21 protein-coding genes are annotated in these 25,399 nt (G+C 70.8%); 5 read left to right on the plus strand and 16 right to left on the minus strand.

The window, feature by feature from the left end; genetic code table 11:
• Window positions 1-84 precede the first annotated feature (84 nt).
• The 5 genes from trmD to ACFVJX_RS15010 all read right to left on the minus strand — a co-directional run bounded on the left by trmD (window position 85) and on the right by ACFVJX_RS15010 (window position 3,004).
• Window positions 85-906, minus strand: coding sequence for a tRNA (guanosine(37)-N1)-methyltransferase TrmD (gene trmD / locus ACFVJX_RS14990; protein ID WP_384136849.1), 822 nt, complete (start codon window positions 904-906; stop codon window positions 85-87).
• Window positions 906-1,487 (minus strand): ribosome maturation factor RimM, encoded by a 582-nt coding sequence (rimM, locus tag ACFVJX_RS14995; protein WP_384136851.1) that lies wholly within the window; start codon window positions 1,485-1,487, stop codon window positions 906-908. Before rimM ends, trmD begins: the two co-directional genes overlap by 1 nt.
• A gap of 79 nt (window positions 1,488-1,566) precedes the next feature.
• Complete coding sequence (locus tag ACFVJX_RS15000; protein ID WP_024492228.1) at window positions 1,567-1,806, minus strand: RNA-binding protein; 240 nt, start codon at window positions 1,804-1,806, stop codon at window positions 1,567-1,569.
• A gap of 2 nt (window positions 1,807-1,808) precedes the next feature.
• A complete protein-coding gene (gene rpsP / locus ACFVJX_RS15005) occupies window positions 1,809-2,252 on the minus strand; it encodes a 30S ribosomal protein S16 (protein ID WP_384136853.1) in 444 nt (147 codons plus the stop codon).
• A gap of 158 nt (window positions 2,253-2,410) precedes the next feature.
• The gene (locus ACFVJX_RS15010; RefSeq protein ID WP_148021155.1) at window positions 2,411-3,004 is read right to left on the minus strand and encodes a hypothetical protein; all 594 of its coding nucleotides are present in this window, start codon (window positions 3,002-3,004) and stop codon (window positions 2,411-2,413) included.
• Between the two features lie 526 nt (window positions 3,005-3,530).
• On the opposite strand from ACFVJX_RS15010, the gene ACFVJX_RS15015 reads away from it, so the two are divergent.
• Entirely contained in the window at window positions 3,531-4,385 is an 855-nt protein-coding gene (locus ACFVJX_RS15015) for a methyltransferase domain-containing protein (protein ID WP_384136855.1), read from the plus strand.
• Window positions 4,386-4,469: 84 nt separating this feature from the next.
• Here the strand turns inward: ACFVJX_RS15015 and ffh are convergent, their stop codons facing one another.
• From ffh to ACFVJX_RS15040, 5 genes are all read right to left on the minus strand, one after another.
• Window positions 4,470-6,011, minus strand: coding sequence for a signal recognition particle protein (ffh, locus tag ACFVJX_RS15020; RefSeq protein ID WP_384133519.1), 1,542 nt, complete (start codon window positions 6,009-6,011; stop codon window positions 4,470-4,472).
• Window positions 6,012-6,142: 131 nt separating this feature from the next.
• A complete protein-coding gene (locus ACFVJX_RS15025) occupies window positions 6,143-8,596 on the minus strand; it encodes a [protein-PII] uridylyltransferase (RefSeq protein ID WP_384133516.1) in 2,454 nt (817 codons plus the stop codon).
• Between the two features lie 31 nt (window positions 8,597-8,627).
• Window positions 8,628-8,966, minus strand: a complete 339-nt coding sequence (locus tag ACFVJX_RS15030) for a P-II family nitrogen regulator (RefSeq protein WP_136330688.1) — start codon at window positions 8,964-8,966, stop codon at window positions 8,628-8,630.
• On the minus strand, window positions 8,963-10,315 hold the full coding sequence (locus tag ACFVJX_RS15035) for an ammonium transporter (protein WP_384133512.1): 1,353 nt from the start codon (window positions 10,313-10,315) through the stop codon (window positions 8,963-8,965). Before ACFVJX_RS15035 ends, ACFVJX_RS15030 begins: the two co-directional genes overlap by 4 nt.
• Window positions 10,316-10,747: 432 nt before the next feature.
• Complete coding sequence (locus ACFVJX_RS15040) at window positions 10,748-12,223, minus strand: hypothetical protein (protein WP_384133509.1); 1,476 nt, start codon at window positions 12,221-12,223, stop codon at window positions 10,748-10,750.
• 426 nt (window positions 12,224-12,649) lie between these two features.
• Between ACFVJX_RS15040 and ACFVJX_RS15045 the strand changes: the two genes are divergently transcribed.
• Window positions 12,650-13,309: a bifunctional DNA primase/polymerase gene (locus tag ACFVJX_RS15045; protein ID WP_384133506.1), complete on the plus strand. Its 660-nt coding sequence runs from the start codon at window positions 12,650-12,652 to the stop codon at window positions 13,307-13,309.
• A 99-nt stretch (window positions 13,310-13,408) separates the two neighbouring features.
• Here ACFVJX_RS15045 and ftsY read toward each other — a convergent pair whose 3' ends face one another.
• Together ftsY and ACFVJX_RS15055 are read right to left on the minus strand one after the other, a co-directional pair.
• Window positions 13,409-14,587 carry a signal recognition particle-docking protein FtsY gene (ftsY, locus tag ACFVJX_RS15050; protein WP_384133503.1) on the minus strand — a complete coding sequence of 393 codons (1,179 nt, stop codon included), beginning with the start codon at window positions 14,585-14,587 and terminating at the stop codon, window positions 13,409-13,411.
• 72 nt (window positions 14,588-14,659) lie between these two features.
• Entirely contained in the window at window positions 14,660-14,935 is a 276-nt protein-coding gene (locus ACFVJX_RS15055) for a hypothetical protein (RefSeq protein ID WP_384133500.1), read from the minus strand.
• A gap of 139 nt (window positions 14,936-15,074) precedes the next feature.
• Between ACFVJX_RS15055 and ACFVJX_RS15060 the strand changes: the two genes are divergently transcribed.
• Together ACFVJX_RS15060 and ACFVJX_RS15065 are read left to right on the plus strand one after the other, a co-directional pair.
• Entirely contained in the window at window positions 15,075-16,466 is a 1,392-nt protein-coding gene (locus ACFVJX_RS15060) for a cytosine permease (protein ID WP_384133497.1), read from the plus strand.
• Window positions 16,467-16,542: 76 nt separating this feature from the next.
• Window positions 16,543-17,508: an LLM class flavin-dependent oxidoreductase gene (locus ACFVJX_RS15065; RefSeq protein WP_384133494.1), complete on the plus strand. Its 966-nt coding sequence runs from the start codon at window positions 16,543-16,545 to the stop codon at window positions 17,506-17,508.
• 72 nt (window positions 17,509-17,580) lie between these two features.
• Here the strand turns inward: ACFVJX_RS15065 and ACFVJX_RS15070 are convergent, their stop codons facing one another.
• The 4 genes from ACFVJX_RS15070 to ACFVJX_RS15085 all read right to left on the minus strand — a co-directional run bounded on the left by ACFVJX_RS15070 (window position 17,581) and on the right by ACFVJX_RS15085 (window position 24,222).
• Window positions 17,581-18,999: a sugar porter family MFS transporter gene (locus ACFVJX_RS15070; protein WP_384133491.1), complete on the minus strand. Its 1,419-nt coding sequence runs from the start codon at window positions 18,997-18,999 to the stop codon at window positions 17,581-17,583.
• A gap of 208 nt (window positions 19,000-19,207) precedes the next feature.
• On the minus strand, window positions 19,208-22,963 hold the full coding sequence (locus ACFVJX_RS15075; protein WP_384133488.1) for an AAA family ATPase: 3,756 nt from the start codon (window positions 22,961-22,963) through the stop codon (window positions 19,208-19,210).
• Window positions 22,964-23,287: 324 nt separating this feature from the next.
• Window positions 23,288-23,500 (minus strand): hypothetical protein, encoded by a 213-nt coding sequence (locus ACFVJX_RS15080; RefSeq protein WP_024494492.1) that lies wholly within the window; start codon window positions 23,498-23,500, stop codon window positions 23,288-23,290.
• A gap of 440 nt (window positions 23,501-23,940) precedes the next feature.
• Window positions 23,941-24,222, minus strand: a complete 282-nt coding sequence (locus tag ACFVJX_RS15085; protein WP_384133484.1) for an acylphosphatase — start codon at window positions 24,220-24,222, stop codon at window positions 23,941-23,943.
• Window positions 24,223-24,367: 145 nt separating this feature from the next.
• Between ACFVJX_RS15085 and ACFVJX_RS15090 the strand changes: the two genes are divergently transcribed.
• The gene (locus ACFVJX_RS15090; RefSeq protein ID WP_384133481.1) at window positions 24,368-25,345 is read left to right on the plus strand and encodes a CAP domain-containing protein; all 978 of its coding nucleotides are present in this window, start codon (window positions 24,368-24,370) and stop codon (window positions 25,343-25,345) included.
• The last annotated feature ends 54 nt before the right edge of the window (window positions 25,346-25,399 follow it).

Raw genomic sequence — 25,399 nt, forward strand, 5'->3', positions numbered from 1 at the left:
AGTGATGAGTTCGGGGTGCTGATCGCGTCGGGCGGGCGTCGTTCCCCCTGTGGCAGGGGCGCGCGTCGGACGTACAGCAGCGGCCTATTCTTCCACGGCTGCGGGCCTGCGCCAAAATCGGCCGCCCGGCTCCGGTGACCAGCCGAGGATCGAGAGCATCTCGCGGTCCTTCTTGTCGAAGGCGGAGGCCTCGCACCGCTCGATCAGATCGGGCCTGTTGAGCGCGGTACGACGGAAGGCCTCGTCCCGGCGCCAGCGCGCGATGCGGCCGTGGTGGCCGCTGAGCAGCACGTCCGGGATCCCGCGTCCGCGCCACTCGGGCGGCTTGGTGTAGACGGGCCCCTCCAGCAGATCGGCCATCGCGCCGGGGGCGAAGGAGTCGTCCCGGTGCGATTCGGCGTTGCCGAGCACGCCGGGCAGCAGCCGGGCCACCGCCTCCGTGATGACCAGCACCGCGGCTTCCCCGCCCGCCAGCACGTAGTCGCCGATGGACACCTCGACGACCGGTATCCGGGTCGCGTACTCCTCGGTGACCCTCCGGTCGATGCCCTCGTAGCGGGCCGGGGCGAAGATCAGCCAGGGCCGCTCGGAGAGTTCGACGGCGAGTTCCTGGGTGAACGGCCGGCCGCTCGGCGTGGGCACCACGAGCACCGGGGAGTGCGCCCCGGTCTCGTAACCGCCGGCCAGGGTCTCGTCCAGGGCGTCGCCCCACGGCTCGGTCTTCATGACCATGCCGGGGCCACCGCCGTAGGGGGTGTCGTCGACCGTGTTGTGGCGGTCGTACGTCCACTCCCGCAGATCGTGCACGTGCACGTCGAGCCGGCCGCGGGCGCGGGCCTTGCCGACGAGCGAGACGTTCAGCGGTTCCAGGTACTCGGGGAAGATCGTGACGACGTCGAGGCGCATCAGGCGTCTTTCCCGCCCTCGGCGGCGTCGGCCGCAGCTTCCTCGTCGCGCGTGGAGACCACGACGGCCTCGCTCTCGTCGATCAGACCCGGGGGCGGGGAGATCACCGCGCGCTGCTCGTCGAGGTCGATCTCGGTGACGATCTCCTCGACGAACGGGATCATCACCTCGGTGCCGTCGGGGCGCTCCACGATGAAGAGGTCCTGGGACGGCAGATGCGTGATCTCGGTGATCCGGCCGATCTCGGTGCCGTCGGCGAGAACCACGTCCAGGTCCATCAGCTGATGGTCGTAGAACTCCTCGGGGTCCTCCGGGAGCTCGGCCGGGTCGACGTCGGCGATCAGGAGCGTGTTGCGCAGCGCCTCGGCGCCCGTACGGTCCCGTACGCCCTCGAAACGCAGCAGCAGCCGACCGCTGTGCACCCGGCCGGTCTCGATCGTCAGCGGTCCCGTCGAGGCCGGTTCGGTGGCCAGTACGGCGCCGGGTCCGAGCCTGAGTTCCGGCTCGTCCGTGCGCACCTCGACGGTGACCTCGCCCTTGATGCCGTGGGCGCGACCGATCCGCGCGACTACCAACTGCACCTTGTGTCTCTCCTGTCGTACGACGACGGGCCGGGGCGGGCGCATGGCCCTCCCCGGCCCGTGCCGGTGTTCAACTCTGTCAGCGAACCTGATCCACATCGACGAGGTCGACACGGATACCACGGCCGCCGATGGCGCCGACGACGGTACGCAGCGCGCGTGCGGTGCGGCCGTTGCGGCCGATCACCTTGCCGAGGTCATCGGGGTGGACCCGAACCTCGAGCACACGGCCACGACGCAGGGTGCGCGAGGCGACCTGCACGTCCTCGGGGTTGTCGACGATGCCTTTCACGAGGTGCTCGAGAGCCTCCTCGAGCATGCTCAGGCCTCGGTCGACTCGGCGGGCGCGGCTGCGTCAGCAGCCTCGTCCGCCTTCTTGTCGGCCTTCTTCGCCTTCTGCGTGATGGCCTCGCCCTTGGACTCCTCGCCGGAGTCCTTGGTCAGGGCCTCGAAGAGGGCGCGCTTGTCAGCCTTGGGCTCCGGCTGCAGCAGCGGCGCGGGGGCCGGAAGGCCCTTGTGGGCCTGCCAGTCACCGGTCAGCTTCAGGATCGCGAGAACCGGCTCGGTCGGCTGGGCGCCGACGGACAGCCAGTACTGCGCGCGCTCTGCGTTGACCTCGATGCGCGAGGGGTTCTGCACCGGGTGGTACAGGCCGATCTCCTCGATGGCCCGGCCATCACGGCGGGTACGGGAGTCGGCGACGACGATGCGGTAGTGAGGCGAACGGATCTTGCCCAGACGCTTCAGCTTGATCTTGACTGCCACGGAAGTGGTGTCTCCTGGTCTATGACGTGGTTGGGCACAACGAAGATGCCACGTGGGGTTGCGGTACTCGGGGTGCCCGATGGACGCGTCAGCCGGAGGAGAGAGGGGTCCTGTGCGACTGTCGAGTACAGCTAGCCATTGTGCCACACCACATCGGCTCACCCCACCGCGACCACTGCTTCCGGGATCCGGAACGGCTTTCCGCAGCCGCCGCAGACGATCGGGGCCTGTGCGAGGACCGACGGGACGACGCGCACGTTGCGACCGCAGTCACAGACGGCCTTGACCCGCACGCCCCCTCCGGAGGAGCCGTGCCGGGCGGCCGGGCCGCGGAAGGAGCGCTTGGTGTCGGCGGCGGTGGCCACGGTGTGCGCCTTGAGGGCGCGCTGCAGCCGTTCCGTCGTCGGCCGGTACCGGCGCTTGGCCTCGGGGTTGAGCGTGACCAGCGAGAAGCCACTGCTGGGGTGGGGCTCCTCGGCGTGATCGAGGCCCAGCTCCTCGGCGATCGCGAGGAATCGACGGTTGTGGTAACGGCCGGCGCGTGAGGTGTCGCGGACACCTCGCGCGGCGGCGATGCCATGGACTGCCTCATGGAGCAGCCGTTCGAAGGAGAGCTCGGCGCCACAGGCGGACGAGGACTCTCCGATCAGGGACTCGGGCGCGGCAAGATCGGGCAGCTCGGGGTGGTACCGCTGAATGTCGGCCCACGCCTGTGCCAGCTCTGCGGCAAGTACAGGTGGTGTCGTGCTCACGTCGTGACAACGAGCGTGAGTGCCCCGGTGTTCCGATTCCGGGCCATCCCAAATAATTTGCACGTACCAGTCAGTTGCCCTTGATGCGTCCTGACGAGGGCGGGTGCGCTGATCTGCGGAGAAGTCTCACAGCTCACACCAAGGTGGTACGTAGCGACGTGTACGCCCGAGCGCGTAGACGGCGCGTACGCCCCCTGGGAACCGCACCACCCGGGCGCCCGGAACCTCGGCGCGCGCGGCGCTCGGCACCGACAGTACCGGGCCCGCGACCCGCACCGGCCGCCTCTCCCCCGGCGCGTCGCCACCCCGCTCCCGCCTTCTCGACGTGCCCGCCCCCGCATGTCGGGTGAGACTGGACCGGCGAGCGGCAGCGGAGGCAACCATTGCCCGTAGACCCCTGGACGCGGCGGCGGATGCGCAGTTCTCTGGCATACGGGGGAAGCGCGGCCGCACAGGCACGGGGAAACGTCCACTAGGACACGACCGATCGACATGACCGGCATCTCGGCGGATTGGGGCGCATTCCATGACACCAACGCTCGTCCGGCACCACCCGTACACGGAGGCGACCGCCTCCGTGGACAGCGGTTCCCGAGCCCGCGACTGGGCCGAGATCCAGGAACGGATGCTCGCGCCGCTGTACGAGGCGGTGTACCGGCGGCTGGAGGTCGGGGCCGCCACCCGGATGCTCTCCCTCGGCTGCGGCTCCGGTCTGGCGCTGCTGATCGCGGCGGGCCGCGGAGCGCACGTCACCGGTGTCGACGCCGATACCGACCGTCTCGCGCTGGCCCGGGCCCGGCTGCTCCCGGACACCGACGGCGGCGCCGGCCCGTCCACCACCGGACACCGGCTGCTGGAGGGCGTGCCGGCCACCGCGACCGCTGACGAGCCCTACGACCTGATCACCGCGTTCACCCCGATCGGCTGCTCTGTCGACGACGCCGGGGAGCTGGTGGGCGCGCTGGGTTCGGCGGTGCCGCTGGCGAGCCGGCGCAGCACGGTCGTACTGACCGGCTGGGGACCGCCCGAGCGGTGCGCCACCGCGGCCGTGCTGCGGGTGGCGTCCCGGCTCGCGGAGGGAACGCGCTCCCCCGGGTCGGGCGGCTGGCTCGGCGCCCAGCGGGACGATCTGGAGGACGTGGCGTTCCGGGCCGGGCTGAAACCCGACGGCTCCGGGCGGGTGGCGTGCCCGTTCGGCTACGCGGACCTGGACAGCGCGGTCCGCGGTCTGCTCTCGACCCGGCTCTTCGACGCGGCGGTGCGGGCGACGGACCGGTCCCAGGTGGAGAAGGAGGTGGCGGAGGCACTGCATCCGCACCGGCGCCGGGACGGGACCATCTGGATGCCCAACGTCTTCCGCTACCTCGTCTGCACGACGTAGGCCGGAGCCCGGACGTCCGGAGCGCCCGAGGGGGCGCCCGCCGTGAAGCGGGCGCCCCCTCGGGGACGGGACGTGGGCCGTGCGTCAGCCCATGAACTTCTTGAACTCGTCCGGAAGCTCGAAGTTCTTGTCTTCCTGACCGGCCGGCAGGCCGCCCTGCGCCGCCTGCTCGCGACGGGCCGCCGCGGCCTGCTCCTCGGCCTTGCGCTTCATCGGGTTACCGCTCTTGCGCTTGCCCTTGGCCTGCTTGACCTGCTTCTTCTGCCGGCCGGGGCCGCCACCCATGCCCGGCATCCCGGGCATCCCCGGCATGCCGCCGCCCTGCGCCATCTTCGACATCATCTTGCGGGCGTCGAAGAACCGCTCGACCAGGTTCTTCACGGCGCTGACGTCGACACCGGAGCCCTTGGCGATACGGGCGCGGCGGGAGCCGTTGATGATCGTCGGCTCGGCGCGCTCCTTCGGCGTCATCGACTTGATGATCGCGGCGGTGCGGTCGACGTCGCGCTCGTCGATGTTGTTGATCTGGTCCTTGATCTGCCCCATGCCGGGCAGCATCCCGAGCAGCTTGGAGATGGAGCCCATCTTGCGGACCTGCTCCATCTGGGCGAGGAAGTCGTCGAGCGTGAAGTCCTTGCCCTTGCTGGACGCCAGCTTGGAGGCCATTTTGGCGGCCTCGTCCTGGCTGAAGGTCTTCTCCGCCTGCTCGATCAGGGTGAGCAGGTCACCCATGTCGAGGATGCGCGAGGCCATCCGGTCGGGGTGGAAGGCGTCGAAGTCCTCGAGCTTCTCACCGTTCGACGCGAAGATGATCTGCTTGCCCGTGACGTGGGCGATCGACAGGGCCGCACCACCGCGGGCGTCGCCGTCGAGCTTGGAGAGCACCACACCGTCGAAGCCGACGCCGTCGCGGAAGGCCTCGGCGGTGTTGACCGCGTCCTGGCCGATCATCGCGTCGACGACGAAGAGGATCTCGTCGGGGCTGACGGCGTCGCGGATGTCCGCGGCCTGCTGCATCAGCTCCTGGTCGATGCCGAGGCGGCCCGCGGTGTCGACGACCACGACGTCGTACTGCTTGTCGCGGGCGAAGTCGATCGAGTCCTTGGCGACCTGGACCGGGTCGCCGACCCCGTTGCCCGGCTCGGGGGCGAAGACCGCGACACCGGCGCGCTCGGCGACGACACTCAGCTGGTTGACGGCGTTGGGGCGCTGGAGGTCACAGGCGACGAGCAGCGGGGAGTGGCCCTGGCTCTTGAGCCAGAGGCCGAGCTTTCCGGCGAGGGTCGTCTTACCGGCGCCCTGGAGCCCGGCGAGCATGATGACGGTCGGCGGGTTCTTGGCGAACCGCAGCCGCCGGGTCTCGCCACCGAGGATGGAGACGAGCTCCTCGTTGACGATCTTGATCATCTGCTGCGCGGGGTTCAGCGCCTGGGAGACCTCGACGCCGCGCGCCCGCTCCTTGACGTTGGCGATGAAGGAGCGGACCACGGGCAGCGCGACATCGGCCTCGAGCAGGGCGATACGGATCTCGCGAGCCGTGGCGTCGATGTCCGCCTCGGACAAGCGGCCCTTGCCCCTGAGGTTCTTGAAAGTCGCGGCAAGGCGGTCGGAGAGAGTATCGAACACGGCGCTCGTCGGTCCTCAGGGTCGGGGGCGGTATGGGTCAGTCGTTCCCCAGGGTATCCGGACGCCGTGGAACGCAAAGCCCTCGCCCGGTTCTCGTGACGGACGAGGGCGGCCTCACGGGGTGGACGAGGTCAGCCGAGCGCCTTCTCGACCTCCTGGGCCAGCTCCGCCGCCCGGCCCGCGGCAAGGGGCCGGCCGTCCCGATCCGTGACGTAGAAGGCGTCCACCGCGTTGGCCCCGAGCGTCGACACATGCGCGCTGCGGACCCGTACCGCGCTCTGTTCCAGCGCCCTGCCGATGCGGTGCAGGAGTCCGGGGGCGTCCTGGGCGCGCACCTCGATCACCGTGGCCAGCTGTGAGCCCGCCGCCGCGACCGTCACCCTCGGCGGCGGGGCCTTCACCCCGCGGCGGCGCGGGTACGCCGCCTCGCGCTCGGCCAGCCGGGACCGGATGTCGAGCGAGCCGTCCAGGGCGCGTACGAGATCGGCGCGCAGCCGGGCGGCCTGGGGCAGGGACCCGTACTCGGCCGCGACCCGCCAGCTGAGCAGCAGTACGTCGGCGGTGTCGCCCAGCTCGGTGGGGAGCTCCACGGCCCGCAGGTCGGCGGCTCGGACGGTGAGGCGGTGCAGGGCGAGGACCCCGGCGGCGGCGGGCAGGACGCCGGGCCGGTCCGGGAGGGCGATGAGGAGTTCGACGCCGACGGGTTCGGGGGCGCCGTCCTCGTGCGGGGTCTCGGTCTGGGCGTGCAGCGCGAGGACCGGTTCGCCGGTGCGCAGGGCCTCGATGGCCAGGCGTTCCTGTTCCGCGCCGGGAGCGGCGGGCTCGGGTTCCTCGGGTGTCTCGCCGGCGAGGACGGCCGCGACGCGCTTGACCAGGTCGGTGACGAGGGAGGCGCGCCAGGCGGACCAGGCCGCGGGCCCGGTGGCGAGGGCGTCGGCCTCGGTGAGCGCGTGCAGGAGCTCCAGGGTGGAGGCGGTGCCGACGGCGGTGGCCACCGAGCGGACGGTCGCCGGGTCGTCGAGGTCGCGGCGGGTGGCGGTCTCGACGAGCAGCAGATGGTGGCGTACGAGGGTGGCGATGACGCCGACGTCGTGCTGCTCGAAGCCGATCCGGGCGGCCATGTCGCGGGCGATGACCTCACCGGCGACGGAGTGGTCGCCGGGCCAGCCCTTGCCGATGTCGTGCAGCAGCGCGGCGACGAGCAGCAGGTCGGGGCGGCCGACGCGGCGGGTGAGCGAGGAGGCGCGCACGGCCGCCTCGACGAGGTGGCGGTCGACGGTCCAGGTGTGTACGGGGTTGCGCTGGGGCCGGCAGTGGACCCGCTCCCAGTCGGGCAGGAGGCGGGTGATCAGCCCTTCGGCCTCCAGGGCCTCCCAGACGGGGACGGTGGCCTCACCGGCCCCGAGCAGGGTGACGAGCTCCTCCCTTGCCTCGGCCGGCCAGGGCACGGGCAGCGGCTTGGCGGAGCCTGCGAGGTGGCGTACGACGTGGCGGGAGAGCGGGAGTTCGGACTGGGCGGCAGCGGCCGCGGCCCGCAGGACGAGCACCGGATCGCGTTCCGGTCGGGCGGTGCGGGCGAGGACGACCTCGCCATCGGCCTCCACCACGCCGTCGGCGAGCGGGCTGCGGTCGACGACCGGGGCCCTGCCGCCGCCCAGCATGGCGCGCAGCCGGGGGCGGACCGAGCGGGCGCGCAGCACCCGGTTGACCTCGCGCCAGGTGACGTCGGTGGCGTACGAGACGGTGCGGGCGGCCTCGTAGACCTGGCGCAGCAGGGCGTCGGCGTCGAGGAGGCCGAGGGCGGCGGCGACCTGGTCCTGTTCCTGGAGGGCGAGGCGGTCGGTGGCGCGGCCGGTGGTGAGGTGGAGGGCGTCGCGGGCGTCGAGGAGGACGCGGCGGGCCTCGGCGAGGCCCTCGCGGGGTGCGTCGGCGACCCAGGACGCGGCGACGGCGCGCAGGGCGGTGGCGTCACGCAGTCCGCCGCGGGCCTCCTTGAGGTCGGGTTCCAGGAGGAACTGCAGCTCGCCCTGGCGCTCGGCCCGTTCGCGGCAGAGTTCGTCGAGGGCAGGCAGGCGTTTGGGGGCCTGGTTGCGCCAGTCGGCGAGGATCGCGGTGCGAAGGGACGCGACGAGTCCGAGGTCCCCGGCGACGGGCCTGGCGTCGAGCAGCCCGAGCTGGACCTTGAGGTCCTCGCCGGCCGTCTTTCGGGCTTCGGCCGGGGTGCGTACGGAGTGGTCGAGGGCCAGGCCGAGGTCCCAGACGGGGTACCAGATGCGGTCGGCGAGTGCGGCGACGGCTCCGGCGTCGGCGCTGCCGTCGTGCAGGAGCAGCAGGTCGAGATCGCTGCGCGGGGAGAGTTCGCCCCGGCCGTAGCCGCCCACGGCGACGAGGGCGGCGCCGCGGGCCCCCGCGTGCTCGGCCGCGGAGGAGAAGAGGGCGGTCAGCCATCCGTCGGTGAGGGCGGCGAGGGCCGCACGGCGCGGCGGCCCGGACTGTGCCTTCTCCTGGAGGAGGCGCAGCCGGGCCGCCGCATAGCCGCTGGGTCCCGAGTCGTCGGATTCGGTGGTCACTTCGGTACTCGTCACCCAGCTGCCTTTCCGTTCACGGAACCGTCGGTCAGAGTGCGTCCGGGCCGCGTTCACCGGTGCGGACCCGGATCGCGGTCTCGACCGGCACGCTCCACACCTTGCCGTCACCGATCTTGCCGGTCCTGGCGGCCTTCACGACGACGTCGATGAGCTGTTCGGAGTCCTCGTCCTCGACGAGGACCTCGATGCGGATCTTGGGGACGAGGTCGACGGTGTACTCGGCGCCCCGGTAGACCTCGGTGTGGCCGCGCTGACGCCCGTAGCCGCTGGCTTCCGTGACCGTGAGGCCCTGGACGCCGAAGGCCTGGAGGGCCTCCTTGATCTCGTCAAGCCGGTGCGGCTTCACGACTGCGGTGATGAGCTTCATGCGTCCACCTTCTTGTTTGTCGGGGCTGCCGCACTGCCGGGCCCGGGGGTCGTGGAGCGGGTGGACGAACCGCCGCCCGCGCCACTGAAGTCGTACGCGGTCTCGGCGTGCTCGACCTGGTCGATGCCGGAGACCTCGTCGTCCTCGTCGACCCGCATTCCGATGGTCCTGTCGAGCAGGAACGCGAGGATCGCGGAGACGACCAGAGAGTACGCGAGGACGGCGAAGACGCCGACGGCCTGCTTGCCGAGCTGGTCGAGTCCGCCGCCGTAGAAGAGGCCCTTGGCATCGGACTGGACGCCGCCGGTGGCGAAGAAGCCGATGAGCAGGGAGCCGATGATGCCGCCGACGAGGTGGACGCCGACGACGTCCAGGGAGTCGTCGTAGCCGAACCTGTACTTGAGGCCGACGGCCATGGCACACACCACACCGGCGACGGCGCCGACCGCGATCGCGCCGAGCGGGCTGACAGCGCCGCCCGCCGGGGTGATCGCGACGAGTCCGGCGACGGCGCCGGAGGCGGCTCCGAGGGTGGTGAAGGAGCCGTGGCGCAGCTTCTCGTAGCCGAGCCAGGCGAGCATCGCGGCGGCGGTGGCGACCTGCGTGTTGACGAACATGACCGCGCCCACGCCGTCGTCGTTGCCGAGCCAGGAGCCGGCGTTGAAGCCGAACCAGCCGAACCAGAGGAGGCCGGCGCCGAGCATCACGAGCGGCAGGCTGTGCGGCCGCATCGGGTCCTTCTTGAAGCCGACGCGCTTGCCGATGACGAGGATCACGCCGAGGGCCGCGGCACCGGCGTTGATGTGGACGGCGGTACCACCGGCGAAGTCGATGACGCCGAGCTCGGCCAGCCAGCCGCCCGCGCCCCAGACCCAGTGCGCGACCGGGAAGTAGACGACGGTGACCCAGAGGGTGATGAAGAGGGCCCAGGAGGTGAACTTGACCCGGTCGGCGAGGGCACCGCTTATCAGGGCCGGGGTGAGCACGGCGAACATCAGCTGGAACACGGCGAAGACGTAGACCGGGATGGTGGCGCCGTCCCAGAGCTCCGTGACGCCGATTCCGCTGAGTCCGACGTAGTCCTGGCTCCATCCGATGATCGAGCCGGCGTCGGTGCCGAAGGTGAGGCTGAATCCGTAGAGCACCCACAGGATCGTGACGATCCCGAGGCTGACGAAGCTCATCATCAGCATGTTGAGGGTGCTCTTGACGCGGACCATGCCTCCGTAGAAGAAGGCGAGGGCCGGGGTCATGAGCATCACCAGGGCCGAGCAGATGAGCATGAACCCGGTGTTGGCGGCAGACAGCGTCGGGGCGTCTGCTGCAAGCGTCGTGATGCCTGGGGGCATCGGCGTCTCCTCGTCGTCGGTGCGGCCGCGTGCGGGCGATGGGGGCACAACCACGTGCGGGACCACTGGGGAAAAGGTGCGGGCCGGTTATGCGCCATGAGATTCGCCCAGCGCCGTTTCGGCCGATGCCGCACGATGTTTCGCCGCAGTGACGAAGGGGAGCGACGTGTTACGTCCCCATGAACCGCCCGTGGTGTACCCGCGCTCGGGCCTACTCTGCGGCCGGGGCCGCATACGGTGCGGTTACGACGCTCCGCTACGGGAACGACCACACGAACCGGCCACGGCGACCACCCGCTGACCTGGCAATTGGGGGAGCCGAAGTCGGTCTGTACGGGGTGGCCGTCGTGGCCGGGGCTGAGGGGCTGCTAGGGCGTGTTTTGAAAGTAGCGTCGTCCGCCCGGAGGGCAGGCGGGACTTTCAAAACACGCCCTAGACCGCTTCGGCGGTCTCGGGCAGCTGTTCGGTGAGGAGATCGGTGAGCCGGGCGACCTCGGGAATGTCCCCGAAGTCCCTGGCCGCGGTGTCGACCGTCTTGCGCAGCCGGGTGTTGACGCGCTCGGAGCGGACCTTCTTGGCGACGCGCAGCGCCTTCTCGGCCAGCACGGTGGACTCCTCGGGCTCGCGCTTGAGGAGGTGGACCGTGGCGAGCCCGATCAGGTTGAGGGCGTACGACCGCTGGTGCTCGTCGTCCTCGCCGAAGAGCTGGACGGCCTTCTGCATGACGGGCTCGGCGAGCGAGGCGTACGTGGGGCTGCGGCCGGCCACATAGGCCAGGTCGCGGTAGGAGTGCGAGTTCTCTCCGTTGAGCTCGGCGTCGGAGAAGAAGCGGATCCAGTCGGGCTCGGGCTCGCCGTCGATGCCCGCGTCGAGGAAGGTGTCCTCGGCCATCCGGACGGCTCGTTTGCACTTGCTGGGCTGGCCCATGTTTGCGTAGGCGCGGGCCTCCATCGCATACAGCATGGCCTGGGTCCGCGGGGTGGCGCAGTCCCGGCTGCCGTACTGCGCGAGGTGGATCAGTTCGAGGGCGTCGTCCGGGCGGCCGAGGTGGATCATCTGGCGGCTCATGCTTGACAGCACGTACGAGCCGAGCGGCTTGTCGCCGGCCTCCTTGGAGGCGTGCAGGGCGAGGACGAAGTACTTCTGGGCGGTGGGCTGGAGGCCGACGTCGTAGCTCATCCAGCCCGCGAGCTCGGCCAGTTCGGCGGCGCAGCGGAAGAGCCGTTTGGCGGTGGCGGACGGCTGCGGTTCCTGGAGCAGGTCGGTGACCTCGTGGAGCTGGCCGACGACGGCCTTGCGGCGCAGTCCGCCGCCGCACTGCGCATCCCACTGGCGGAACATCGCGGTGGTGGACTCCAGCAGGTCGAGCTCAGGGCCGGAGAGCCGCGAGGGGCGGCGGTCGGCGCCGGCCGGATCCGGCTCCGCGGCCGCGGCGGACACGACGGGCACCAGCCAGCGCTGCATGGGTTCGATGAGGGCGGGGCCGGCGGCGAGGGCGAGGGAGCTGCCGAGGAATCCGCGCCGGGCGAGCATCAGGTCGCTGCGGGAGAACTCGCTGAGCAGGGCGACGGTCTGGGGTCCGGCCCAGGGCAGATCGACCCCGGCCACCGACGGCGCCTGGTGCGCCGCGCGTAACCCGAGGTCCTCGACGGCGACGACGGAGCCGAAGCGTTCCGAGAACAGCTCGGACAGGATGCGCGGGATCGGTTCGCGCGGCTGCTCGCCGTCGAGCCAGCGCCGCACCCGGGAGGTGTCGGTGCTGATGTGGTGGGCGCCCATCTGGCGCGCCCTGCGGTTCACCTGGCGCGCGAGCTCGCCCTTCGACCAGCCGCTGCGCACGAACCATGATCCCAATTGCCCGTTCGGGCGCTTACCGGCATTCGAATCGCCTGCGCCGCTGCCACTCACTGGAACGCCCCCATCCCGCCGATAACTGTCGCCGCGAACCACTATCAGAATGCCGTGAACCGATGCTTCCCGTACGGAGGTTGCACACCGTCGAACAGAAAATCGGGTTGCCTCCGGCATACCCATGGGAGCACATACTTCCATGGTTCGTGTACCGACGGTAATCCTACGATCACCCCCCGGGTGAGGGTGATTGCAGAAACGCCACCATTCGCCACCCCTTCGGATGAACGCCACCTCGACGAGGCGCGATTCACTTGACAGACAGCGATCAGCGGGAGGCGCGTAGGCGCATTCGGGGGCGCGCGAATGAGGTCGAGCACCCCGGAACACGCCCCGCGCCCGGCCGGATCGCCAGGGACGCCGGAGTGTCACGATTGGACTCCGGTACGTAACCACCGGCGAGTTGGACCCGTTGGAGGGGGCATGGGCTTCACGATCGGCGGCATCCGCGAACTGCGATCCGGGGCACGGCGACGCGGCCGTGCGGCCGAGGGCACCGCGGTGGCCGAGTACACGGGACTGTGGGGCTGGGCCGTCGCGCCGGGAGCGCGGGCCTCGGACGGCAACTGCTCGTGCGGGGAGGCCGGTTGCCCCTCCCCCGGCGCCCACCCGCTGGACTTCGCGCGGGAGGTGCCGGCCGGGGCGACGCTCGACACGGCGGCGCGTGCGTGGGCCGAGGTGCCGGGCGCCTCGATGCTGCTGCCGGTGGGCCGCAGTTTCGATGTGCTCGACGTCACCGAGACCTCCGGGCGCCGGGCGCTGGTACGGATGGAACGGATGGGGCTGCCGCTGGGGCCGGTCGCGGTGACCCCGGCCGGACGGGCCCAGTTCTTCGTCGCCCCGGGCGCCGCCGCCGGGCTCCCCGGGCTGCTGTACCGGATGGGCTGGGACGACGCGGGTCTGGATCTGCGGGCCCTCGGCCTCGGCTCCCACATCACGGCACCGCCCTCGGACGAGGGCGGCCGCGGCCCGGTCCGCTGGCTCCGGCCGCCCGCCCTGGACACCGCGGCGTCACCGCCGGAGGCACGGCTGCTGCTGGGCACGCTGGCGTACACCTGCCACCGCTGGGCACCCTGCGGCTGAACTGCTCCGGGACCGCCCGGCGTTCCGTGACAGCGAGGAGCCCGGCCGCATGTGTCATGCGGCCGGGCTCCTTCCTGCTCCACGGTTTCGGGCGGGTCTTCAGTCGCCGATCAGGGCGTCCACGAACGCCTCAGGTTCGAACGGGGCCAGATCGTCCGGCCCCTCGCCGAGCCCGATCAGCTTCACCGGTACGCCCAGCTCGCGCTGGACGGCGATGACGATGCCGCCCTTGGCGGTTCCGTCGAGCTTGGTGAGGACGATGCCGGTGATGTCGACGACCTCGGCGAAGACGCGAGCCTGCACCAGGCCGTTCTGCCCGGTGGTGGCGTCGAGCACCAGCAGGACCTCGTCGAGCGGTCCGTGCTTCTCGACCACCCGCTTGACCTTGCCGAGCTCGTCCATCAGACCGGTCTTGGTGTGCAGCCGGCCCGCCGTGTCGATCAGTACGACGTCGGCGCCCTCGGCGATGCCCTCCTTGACCGCGTCGAAGGCGATCGACGCCGGATCGCCGCCCTCGGGCCCGCGCACGGTACGAGCACCGACGCGCTCGCCCCAGGTCTGGAGCTGATCGGCGGCGGCGGCACGGAAGGTGTCGGCCGCCCCCAGCACGACGCTGCGGCCGTCGGCCACGAGCACCCGGGCCAGCTTGCCGGTGGTGGTGGTCTTCCCGGTGCCGTTGACACCGACGACCATCACGACGCCGGGGGTGTCGACGCCGCTCTCCGTCTTGACGGCACGGTCGAAGTCGGTGCCGAGCAGGGTGATGAGCTCCTCGCGCAGCAGTGTGCGCAGGTCGTCGGGGGTACGTGTACCGAGGACCCGGACCCGCTCGCGGAGCCGTTCCACCAGTTCCTGGGTGGGGGCGACGCCGACGTCGGCGGTGAGGAGCGTGTCCTCGATCTCCTCCCAGGTGTCCTCGTCGAGGTTGTCCCGGGACAGGAGCGTGAGCAGCCCCTTGCCGAGGGAGTTCTGCGAGCGGGCGAGCCGGGCCCGCAGCCGGACGAGCCGGCCGGCGGTGGGCTCGGGGACGTCGAGCGCGGGAGCCGAGGGCGCCTGCTCCTCGGCAGGCGGGAGCCCGACCTCCTCGATGGTGCGGCGCGATTCGTCGCGCGGCGTCTCGGCCTCCTCGCCGACACGGGGCTCGGCGGGAGGAGTGATGGTCGGCGTGCTCGACGGTGCCGGGGGCAGCTGCTTCTTCTTGCGGCTGCTGACCACGAGCCCGCTGATCACGCCGACCGCGACCAGGGCGATGACTACAGCAAGGATGACGAATTCCATAACCCACCCAGTATCGGTCACGTGCGAGGACAATCGGGGAACGCGCGGTCCGGCGGGGTCGGACCCTTCTGTTCAGGCCTTCAGGATCTCGGCCCCCGGCGCCAGCCGCAGCCCGGCGCGGGCGAGGAAGTCGAGGAGTTCGATCTCCCCCAGCTCGGTGTCGTCGTCCCATTCCGTCACGGTCTCGTCCGGGTCGTCGTGCCAGGTGTCGGGGTCCGGGCCCGGCTGGCGTTCGACGGAGCCGATGCCGTGCCGGTAGCGCAGGTACAGGTACTGACCGTCGGTCGTCCAGGCGTCCCACTGGGCGGGGTACCCGCCGCACGTCTGCACCACGCGGGACAGGGTCATCTCCACGGCATCCTCCGGTTCCGGTCCGGACGGCGTCCGCCGCCCGGAGCCCGGTCAGTGTGTCAGCCGGGGTACGGCGGCGCCGCCGAATTCAGCCGGGAGCAATGTGCCGTATGTCGGTAAAGGTACGATCCTGGCCGTGGAGACCCGTGGCCTGGACCCCGTGCCCGACAGTGAGCGCACCGGCCGGGTCCGCAGCCTCTTCTCCACCTGGGTCGCGGCCAACATGACCGTGCTGCTGCTCACCACGGGCGCGGGACTGATCGTCTACAACGGGCTGAGCTTCTGGCAGGTGCTGGTCGTCGCGGTCGCCGCGCCCGTCGTCGCGTACGGGCTGGTCGGGCTCATCTCCGTCGCCGGGAAGCGTGGCGGCGCGCCCGGCATGGCGCTCTCCCGGGCCGTCTTCGGGCAGCGGGGGAACCTGGCGCCCGGCACCCTGATCTGGGTCGCCCGATGGGGCTGGGAGACGGTGAACGCCGTCACCGGCGCATACGCAGTGCTGGCCGTGCTCGACCTGCTGTTCGGGATCCGCAGCACCACCACCCTGATCATGGTGACGCTGACGGGCTTCGTCGCGGCCGGCTTCCTCCTGTCGGGGCTGGGCCTGCGGGCGCTGCGGGTGTGCTCCACGTGGTCCGCCTGCCTCTTCGGCGGGTTCAGCGTCCTCGTCCTGGTGCATCTGGCCGGTGCGGCCCCGTGGCGGGCCGTCCTGGACAGGCCGGCCGGACCGACCTCGCTGATGGTCGCGGGCATCGGCACCCTCGCGGCGGGCGGCATCAGCTGGGCACCCACCGGTCCGGATTTCACCCGTTACCTGCCCCGCAGCGCCTCCGGCCGGGCGATGGTCGCGACGACCATGGGCGGCGCGGGAATCGTGTTCCTGCCGATGGTGCTGATGGGGGCGGTGATGGCGGTGGGGACACCGGGGCTGGCCGTGACCCGTGATCCGGTCTCCTTCATCGGCGCATTGCTGCCGGACTGGATCTCGGTCCCGTATCTGCTCATCGCCGTGCTCGGCATGGTGCTGATCAATGCCATGTCGATGTATTCGGCGGGATTCACCGCGCAGACGCTGGGATTCCGCGTCCCGCGCGCCTGGGCGGTCGGCGTGAATGCCGCGATCAGCCTGTTCCTGGGGTCGCTGCTGATGATGGTGGCGACCAGTTTCATCGATTCGTTCGTCTCCTTTCTGAACCTGCTCGCGGTGACGTTCTCCGCCTGGATCGGCGTCTTCGGCGTGGACCAGTTACGGGGGCGCGCATACGACCCCGTGGCACTCATGGACACCACCCCCACCAGTGCCTACTGGTACTCGGGCGGCTTCGCCTGGCCGGCCGTCGCGGCCTGGGCCGCGGGTCTGGCGGTGGGGCTGCTCCTCACCGGCGTGGAGTGGTTCACCGGCCCTCTGGCCTCCACCTGGCCGGGGCGCAACGGGCTCGGCTGGGCCGTCACGATCGCCGTCTCGGGCGGCCTGTACGCGGCCCTGCCGCGCCCGCGCGCACGGCGTCGTGACGCATCCCTACACTTCTGACGCCCTGTCAGTTACTGTCCGGCCCCGTCGGCCCGCCCGGCGGCGGACTCCAGACAGGACCCAGGGGGACAGCGTCATGGCCTTCACAGTCGTCCGGTTCAACCTCGTAGAGCCCGATGCCACGCCCGCCTCGCTCTCGGCCCGCTACCGCGCCGCCCTGGACATGGCCGCGTACGCCGACGAGCACGGCATCGACACCGTGCAGACCGAGGAGCACCACGGGGCCGCCAACTCCTGGCTGCCCTCGCCGTTCGTCCTCGCCGGTGCCGTCTTCGGTGCCACCGGCCGGATCGCGGTCACGGTCTCCGCGATCATCGGGCCGCTGCACGACCCGCTGCGGCTGGCGGAGGACATCGCGGTGCTGGACCTGCTGAGCGCGGGCCGCCTGGTCACGGTCGCCGGGATCGGCTACCGGCCCGAGGAGTACGAACGGGCGGGCGTCGAATGGGGCAGGCGCGGCCGGCTCCAGGACGAGCTGCTGGAGACGCTGCTGCGGGCGTGGACCGGGGAGCCCTTCGAGTTCCGCGGCCGCAGGGTCACCGTCACCCCGCGGCCCTCCACCCGGCCGCATCCGCTCCTGCTGGTGGGCGGCAGTTCACGGGCGGCGGCGCGGCGGGCGGCCAGGCTGGGTCTGCCGCTGTTCCCGAGCGCGCACCTTCCGGAGCTGGAGGCCTACTACCACGAGCAGCGCGCGGAGCACGGCACGGAGGGCTTCTGCATGATGCCCGCGGCCCGGACGCCCCTGCTGCACGTCTCCGAGGATCCGGACCGCGCGTGGGACGAGTACGGGGAGCACTTCCTGCACGAGGCGCGCACGTACGCCTCCTGGCAGTCCAAGGACATCCGCTCGGCGGTCCGTTCGGCTGCGACCACGGTGGCGGAGCTGCGGGCAGAGGGCGTCTACCGGATCGTCACCCCGCAGGAGTGCGCGGAGCTGGCCGGGCGGTCGGACAGTCTGGTGCTGCATCCACTGTGCGGCGGGATGCCGGTGGAGGAGGGGTGGCGCAGCCTGCGGCTGTTCTGCGGGGCGGCCGGGGGGTGAACGGGCGTACGGCCCCCTGCTCGCGGATGCGGGCCGGGGGCCGTACGGCTTCGAGGAGAGGGGCAGCGGGGATCAGCCCATCTCCTCCAGCGCCTTGCCCTTGGTCTCCTTGACGAACTTGATGACGAAGGGGATCGAGAGCGTGGCGAAGCAGGCGTAGATGATGTACGTGCCCGAGAGGTTCCAGTCGGCGAGGCTCGGGAAGCTCGCGGTGATCGCCCAGTTGGCGATCCACTGGGCGGAGGCGGCGACCCCGAGGGCGGCGGCGCGGATCCGGTTCGGGAACATCTCGCCGAGGAAGACCCAGACGATGACACCCCACGACAGGGCGAAGAAGAGCACGAAGACATGGGCCGCGATGAGCGCGACCGTCCCCTGGGTGTTGGGGAGTTTCCCGTCGACCAGATCGGCGGAGAATGCCCAGGCCTCGAAGGCGAGGGCGATGGCCATGCCGCACGAGCCGACGAGGGCGAGCGGGCGGCGGCCCACCCGGTCCACCAGGATCATCGCGATGACCGTACCGATGATGTTGATGATCGAGGTGGTGAACGAGTAGAAGAACGAGTCGGTCGGGTCGATGCCGACGGACTGCCACAGCGTCGCCGAGTAGTAGAAGGCCACGTTGATGCCGACGAGCTGCTGGAAGACCGACAGCCCGATACCGACCCAGACGATGGGCAGGAATCCGAAACGGCTGCCGAGCAGGTCCTTGAAGGAGGACTTGTGCTCGCGGTGCATCGCGGTCTCGATCTCGGTGACCCGGGCGTCGAGGTCGACGCCCTTGCCCTCGACCTCGGCCAGGATCTGGCGGGCCCGGTCCTTCTTGCCGACCGAGATCAGGAACCGGGGCGACTCGGGGATGGCGAAGGACAGCAGCCCGTAGAGGACCGCGGGCAGGACCATCACGCCGAGCATCCACTGCCAGGCCTCGAGGCCGCCGATCTTGCCGCGCTGGTCACCGTCGGCGATCTGCAGGATGCCGTAGTTGACCAGCTGGGAGATGGCGATGCCGATGACGATCGCCGCCTGCTGGAAGGAGCCGAGACGGCCTCGGTAGGCGGGCGGTGAGACCTCGGCGATGTACGCCGGGCCGATCACCGAGGCCATGCCGATGGCGAAGCCACCGATGATGCGCCACATCGCCAGGTCCCAGAGGGCGAACGGGAGAGCCGAGCCGACGGCACTGATCGTGAAGAGGACCGAGGCGATCTGCATGCAGCGGATGCGGCCGATGCGGTCGGCGATGCGCCCCGCGGTGGCCGCGCCGATCGCGCAGCCGATCAGGGCGATGGCGATGACCTGGGCCAGCGTGCCGGAGCCGATGTCGTACCTGTCGCGGATCGCCTCGACGGCCCCGTTGATCACGGAGCTGTCGTAACCGAAGAGGAAGCCACCCATCGCAGCGGCTGCCGTGATGAAGATGACATGGCCGAGGTGATCCGGATGGGCCGCCCGGGCTCCGGACTCTGGTCCCTGCGATGTGCTGGTCACGTGAACTCCTGGTGCCTGGCCGCAACGCAGGCGTGGGGGGTGAGCTGTTCCCAGTGGCGCATAAGTTCATGGTCGCCACCACTTGAACGTAAAATCTACGTTTCAGAGATTATGCGTTCAGTCTTTGAAGTCAACATCCTGTCCAGCGTTGACATCTACCCAGGACCACCCAAAAGGTACGTTGAAGCCTTAAAGATTGGGTGAAGGATCAGTGCAGCCGCTGGCTGATGACCTTGGAGACCCCGTCACCCTGCATCGAGACGCCGTAGAGCGCGTCGGCGACCTCCATCGTCCGCTTCTGGTGAGTGATCACGATGAGCTGGGAGCTCTCCTGGAGCTCCTCCATGATCCGGATCAGTCGCTGGAGGTTGGTGTCGTCGAGCGCCGCCTCGACCTCGTCCATCACGTAGAACGGACTCGGCCGGGCCTTGAAGATCGAGACCAGCAACGCAACTGCCGTCAGCGACCGTTCACCACCGGACAGCAGGGAGAGGCGCTTGACCTTCTTGCCGGGCGGCCGGGCCTCGACGTCCACTCCGGTCGCGAGCATGTTGTCCGGATCGGTCAGGATGAGCCGTCCCTCACCGCCCGGGAAGAGGCGCGAGAAGACGCCCTCGAACTCACGGGCCGTGTCCCGGTAGGCCTCGCTGAAGACCTGCTCGACCCGCTCGTCGACCTCCTTGATGACCTGCATCAGATCGGCCCGGGTCTTCTTCAGGTCCTCGAGCTGCTCGGAGAGGAACTTGTGCCGCTCCTCCAGCGCCGAGAACTCCTCCAGGGCCAGCGGATTCACCTTCCCGAGTTGCTGATACGCCCGTTCGGCCGACTTCAGCCGCTTCTCCTGCTCGGCCCTGACGAACGGCTTCGGCTGGTTGCGCGGGTGCTCCGGATCCTCCGGCAACTCCTCGCCCTCCGCGGCCGGGGACGGCGGGACGAGCTGGTCGGGCCCGTACTCCGCGGCCAGACCGGCCGGCTCCACACCCAGCTCCTCCAGGGCCCTCGTCTCCAGTTGCTCTATCCGCAGCCGCTTCTCGGCACCGAGCACCTCGCCGCGGTGGACCGAGTCCGTCAGCTTGTCCAACTCGCCCTTGAGCTCGCGGCCCTGGTGCCGTTCGGCCGCCAGCTCCCGCTCCCGCTCGGCCTTCGAGGCCTCGGCGGCGACCCGCTCCTGTTCGGCCCGTACGACGGACACCTCGACATGGGCCAGGAGCTGGCGGGCGCCGGACGCCACGGCCTCGGCCACCGCGGCCTCGTGACGCAGCCGCGCCCTGCGCTGCTCGACGCGTGCCCTGGCCTCCCGTTCGGCACGGGCGCCGCGGTCGAGGGAATCGGCGCGGCCCGCCAGCGCCTTGACCCGTTCCTCGTGGGTACGGACCTGGAGCCGGGCCTCCATCTCGGTCTGCCGGGCGTTGGCACCGTCGGCGGCGAGCCGGTCGCGCACGGCGGTGTCCGGCTCCTCGTCCATTCCCTCGCCGGACGCCTCCTCGGCGACGAGCAGCCGCTCCGCGAGCTCCTCCGCGTCCTGGGTCGCGCGCTCCAGCGCCTCCTGGGCGCGGGCCGCGGAGGCGGCCATCCGCTCGGCCTCGCCCGCCGCACCCCGTGCCTGACCGGCCAGCCGCCCGAGCTGCTGGGCCACTCCGGACTTCTCCCGCTCGGCGGCCCGGCGCCGCTCCCCCAGTTCCTCGACCAGAGCCGCGACGGTGCCGCGCCTCCGCACCGCGAGCTGCTGCGCCTCGGCCAGCTCCGTGCACCGCACCGCCAGTTCGGCCAGTTCGGCGGCTGCCTCGTCGACGGACGCCTGGACTTCGAGGAGGCTGGGCGCCCCAGCGGAGCCGCCGTGCGCGAAGTGCGCCGAGAGGACGTCCCCCTCACCGGTCACCGCAGTCAGTTCCGGGTGGGCGGCCACCAGGTCCTCGGCGTCCTCCAGCGTTCCGACGACCACCATGTCCCGCACCAGCCTGCGCACGGCGGCCATGAGTTCGACGGGACCGTTGAGGAGATCGGCCACGGCGGGATTTCCCCGGCCTTCGAGAGCCAGCAGGGCCGGACGGCCGGACTCCGCCACCCCGGTCCCCTCCGGGCCCTGCGGGACCGGCACGCGCTCCGCCCCCTGCCCCGGTACATGGGCGACCCCGTCCGGGGAGACCGTCTGCGTCTCCCCCGCCTGACCGGGTACGTGTACCGGCCCATCGGCCCCACCGGTGGCGGAGCCGCCCCCGTTCCCGCCGCCGCTTCCGGCTCCCGCCACGGCCCCGAGCAGCAGCGCCGCCCGTCCCGCGTCCTGTTTCCGCAGCAGCCGGATCGCCTCGGCCGCGGTGGCCGGGTCGGTCACCGCGACCGCGTCCGCCGCGGCTCCGAGGGCGGCGGCCACCGCGACCTCGTGTCCCGGGGCCACCGTGAGCAGCTCCGCGGCCGGTCCGAGCAGTCCCGTCAACCGGTCCCGGGCACCGAGCAGCGCACCGGTGCCGTCCTTTCTGCGCAGCCCGAGGGCCAGTGCGTCATGGCGGGCCGCGACCGCTGCGCGCTCGCGCTCGGCGGCGGTGGCGGCCTCCCGGGCGGCGGAGAGCGCACCCTCCGCCTCCTTCAGGTCGGTCCTGGCCGCCTCGTGCCGCTCGCCGAGCTCGGCGTCACCGGCGTCCAGCCCTTCGACCTCCGCCTTGAGCTCCTCGTACTCCTCCTGGGCCGCGACCGCGCGCTCCTGCGCCTCGTCCCGCGACGCGGCAAGCCGGTCGATCTCCGACTGCGCCGAACCGGCACGGCTGCGGGCCGCGTTGACCTGACCGCTCAGCCGGGCGAGTCCCTCGCGGCGGTCCGCCAGGGCGCGGGCCGCGTCCTTCAGCCGGCGTTCCTCGGCCGCCAGTTCCCGTTCCAGCTCGGACCGGTGCGAGGCGGTGTCCTCCAGGGCGTGTTCCGCCGCTTCGAGCGCCGCGCTCAGCTCGGCCTCCTGCTCACGGATCCGGGCGGCCTCGCGCTCCATGTCCTCCGGGTCGCGCCCGCGCCGCTCCTCGTCCGGCGGGGCGGTGGCGCTCTTCACCCGGGCGTCGGCCAGCGAGATCGTGCCGCGTACCCGCTCGGCCAGCTGCGAGAGCTCGTACCAGGTCTGCTGGGCGCGCTGGAGCCGCGGTGTCAGCCGCCGCACCTCGTCCTCGAGTTCCGCCTCGCGCCCCAGTGCCGCCTTGAGTTCCGCCTCGGCCGCCTCCCGGCGCTGCTTCAGCGCCGCCTCGTCGGCGATCTCGCTGCGCAGCGCGGTGTGCAGCCGCACCAGGTCGTCGGCGAGCAGCCGCAGCCGGGCGTCGCGCAGATCGGCCTGGATGACGGCGGCGCGGCGCGCCACCGCCGCCTGCCGGCCGAGCGGCTTCAGCTGGCGTCGCAGTTCGTCGGTGAGGTCCTGGACCCGGGCCAGGTTCGCCCCCATCGCGTCCAGCTTCCGCAGCGCCTTCTCCTTGCGCTTGCGGTGCTTCAGTACACCGGCGGCCTCCTCGATGAAGGCGCGGCGCCCCATGGGGTCGGCGTGCAGTACGGAGTCCAGCTGGCCCTGGCCGACGATGACGTGCATCTCGCGGCCGATACCGGAGTCCGAGAGGAGTTCCTGGATGTCCAGCAGCCGGCAGGTGTCGCCATTGATCTGGTATTCGCTGCCGCCGTTGCGGAACATGATCCGCGTGATCGTCACTTCGGCGTACTCGATGGGCAGGGCGCCGTCGGAATTGTCGATGGTCAGCGAGACCTCGGCCCTGCCGAGCGGAGGCCGCCCGGTGGTACCGGCGAAGATCACGTCCTCCATCTTGCCGCCGCGCAAAGATTTGGCGCCCTGTTCCCCCATGACCCAGGAGAGCGCGTCCACCACATTGGACTTGCCCGACCCATTGGGACCGACCACGCAGGTGATCCCGGGTTCGAACCGCAGGGTCGTGGCGGAGGCGAACGATTTGAAACCACGCAGGGTCAGGGCCTTGAGGTGCACGCCGCCGGACTCTACCTTTCGCTCTCGGTTTCGCTGATGAAGGTGCAGGGCACATCAGACGGTAAGGGAAGGGGTGTACGTCCGGGGCGGGACGGGCGGGTTTCGGAGGGGAAAAGAAAGAAGGGACGCCGAAGCGTCCCTTGCAAATCTTGTGCAATGCCGCGTCGACGGATCGGACGCCTCCGAGGAGACGCGCGTGCCGGATCAATGACAGGACAGACGAAGGCGCAGATCAAGCGCAATCGATCTTCAATGATCCGGTGACGATCCGGCGATGTTCCGTGCGGTTGCCGCGTGCGGCCCGACCGGCCCTGAGGCCATGGGTCAGGTCAGCGCCGGCTCCGCCTGAGGTACGTCGATGTCGATGCTGTCGAGCAGCGACTCTTGGTGCTGAGCGGCGGCGTTGAGCGCGTCGTTCTCGTCCTGAATCCGTACGATCTCGGATTCAAGATCCTGGACGCGCTGCTGGAGCCGTCGCATCTCGGCGAGGAGTCGCGGGTCGGAACCGCCGACGTAACCGAGAAGCGCCTTTGCCATGATGAGTGGTCCTCCACACTGAGTGACCGACCGATGCGGTGTGGGTCGTGAGGGAATCGCACCCGCGGTGCTCGGCAGTGCCATGTGTTCACTGCTGTTCTGCTGCCAAACAGCTCTGCCGAACAGCTAAGGTGCGCGGGGTTTTCAGCGTCTCACCAAAAAGTTTGACGGTCAACACGATCACACCCTGTAGAGGCGGGCGTCCCGGGGGTGCGCGGCTTGGCGATCTTGCGGCGCGACTCTCCAGCGGGGCCCTCAGGGGGCACGGAGATCATCCGTCTCGCCGCAGCCTTGCACGGCAACCCAAACTTGGCAACCACCGGGTTATTGCGCAGGTCATTTCATGTGTACGTCACGAAGGCGGCCTCGCGGTCACCCCCCGCCGCGTCTCGAACACGGCCCGAACACGGGCCGCGTTCCCACCCCCCGCAAGGACCGGATCAGCGGATCGCGAAGCTCTCGTATCCACCCCGCGGGGTGTCCCAGATCTCAGTGACACCGTCAACGCGGCCGGGTGTGTCGTCGGAGCGCAGCCAGTCCAGCAGGCGGTGGCAATTCTCACGCCGCCCTTCGGCGACAACCTGCACCCTGCCGTCTTCCAGATTGAGGGCGAATCCGGTGAGGCCGCCGATCTCCAGAGCGTTTGCCCTGGTGAACCAGCGGAACCCTACTTGCTGTACTCGGCCGCGTACCCAGGCGGTGAGCCGTACATCTTCGTTCATGCCCGAACGCTAACCGGCCAATTGCTCTCGGAGCACTTCTCGCCGAAAGGCCATGGCGTACAGTCCCCTCGCAAAAGCTTCACTCGATCGGGTGAGTCACCGTGGCGTCGAAAACGGCGTCCAGGTCGTCAGAAGGGCACAGCAGATGGGACGCCATCGACGCTCCGCCGCAGCTCCCGCCGCTGAACAGCACGCGGAATGGGACGCGGGCCGGAGCCGTGGAGACCGCCGCAAGAAGCGGTCCGGTATGCCGGTACGTACGGGACTCCTCGGCGTCTCCGCGGCCATGGCCGTCGGGGCCGTCGCGGTGGCCTCGGGTCTGCTGCCCGGTGGTGACAACTACCTCGGCGGCGGTTCGGCCGCCGACCAGGTGCGCTCCCAGGCCGCTCCGGATCTGCTGACGCAGGGCGGCTCCACCACCCCGCCGGCCGACCGGGGAACCGTGTCGGACACGGCCAGCCGCGGCACCGACCGTACGGACGGGCCCACGAAGCCCGGCGCCTCCGCCGACGGCAAGCCGTCCTCGTCCCCCTCCAGGACGTCCGCGCCGACCAAGTCGGCGAAGGCGAAGGAGACGGAGGAAGCGAGGACGAAGGCACCTTCCCAGCGGGCTTCCACTTCGAAGGCTCCCGCGTCCGGGACCACGTCGAAGAGCCCCACCTCAGGAGCCAGGACCTCCGCGGCAGCCGCGCCGGCGCCCTCGACCTCCGCCCCGGCCCCCAGCAGGACCACGACACCGCCCGCCGACACCTCGGCCCAGGCCGCCGTGCTCTCCCTGGTCAACCAGGAGCGCGCCAAGGTCGGCTGCAGCCCGGTGACGGCAAGCAGTTCGCTGGCCTCACTCGCCCAGAACTTCAGCGACGACATGGCGGCCCGCGGCTTCTTCGACCACACGGACCCCGACGGGAACAGTCCCTGGGACCGTGCCGCCAAGGCCGGCGTGGACAACCTCGGCGGGGAGAACATCGCCCGCGGCCAGGCCGATGCCCAGGCTGTGATGGACGCCTGGATGAACAGCGAAGGCCACCGCGCAAACATTCTCAACTGCGACTACAAGACGCTCGGAGTGGGTGTCCACACCGGCGCCGGCGGCCCCTGGTGGACGCAGGACTTCGGCTTCTGAGCCGTACCCACCCGCATCACCACCCGCTCCTGCCTCGTACGCCCCACTGGCTTT

It is taken from the genome of Streptomyces sp. NPDC127177, from assembly GCF_042672475.1.
Lineage (GTDB): Bacteria > Actinomycetota > Actinomycetes > Streptomycetales > Streptomycetaceae > Streptomyces.

Coding starts and splice junctions, on each gene's coding strand:
- trmD (WP_384136849.1), bottom strand. CDS start 906: ATGCGCCTCGACGTCGTCACGATCTTCCCCGAGTACCTGGAACCGCTG.
- ACFVJX_RS15000 (WP_024492228.1), bottom strand. CDS start 1,806: ATGCTCGAGGAGGCTCTCGAGCACCTCGTGAAAGGCATCGTCGACAAC.
- ACFVJX_RS15015 (WP_384136855.1), top strand. CDS start 3,531: ATGACACCAACGCTCGTCCGGCACCACCCGTACACGGAGGCGACCGCC.
- ACFVJX_RS15030 (WP_136330688.1), bottom strand. CDS start 8,966: ATGAAGCTCATCACCGCAGTCGTGAAGCCGCACCGGCTTGACGAGATC.
- ACFVJX_RS15035 (WP_384133512.1), bottom strand. CDS start 10,315: ATGCCCCCAGGCATCACGACGCTTGCAGCAGACGCCCCGACGCTGTCT.
- ACFVJX_RS15045 (WP_384133506.1), top strand. CDS start 12,650: ATGGGCTTCACGATCGGCGGCATCCGCGAACTGCGATCCGGGGCACGG.
- ftsY (WP_384133503.1), bottom strand. CDS start 14,587: ATGGAATTCGTCATCCTTGCTGTAGTCATCGCCCTGGTCGCGGTCGGC.
- ACFVJX_RS15055 (WP_384133500.1), bottom strand. CDS start 14,935: ATGACCCTGTCCCGCGTGGTGCAGACGTGCGGCGGGTACCCCGCCCAG.
- ACFVJX_RS15065 (WP_384133494.1), top strand. CDS start 16,543: ATGGCCTTCACAGTCGTCCGGTTCAACCTCGTAGAGCCCGATGCCACG.
- ACFVJX_RS15080 (WP_024494492.1), bottom strand. CDS start 23,500: ATGGCAAAGGCGCTTCTCGGTTACGTCGGCGGTTCCGACCCGCGACTC.
- ACFVJX_RS15085 (WP_384133484.1), bottom strand. CDS start 24,222: ATGAACGAAGATGTACGGCTCACCGCCTGGGTACGCGGCCGAGTACAG.
- ACFVJX_RS15090 (WP_384133481.1), top strand. CDS start 24,368: ATGGGACGCCATCGACGCTCCGCCGCAGCTCCCGCCGCTGAACAGCAC.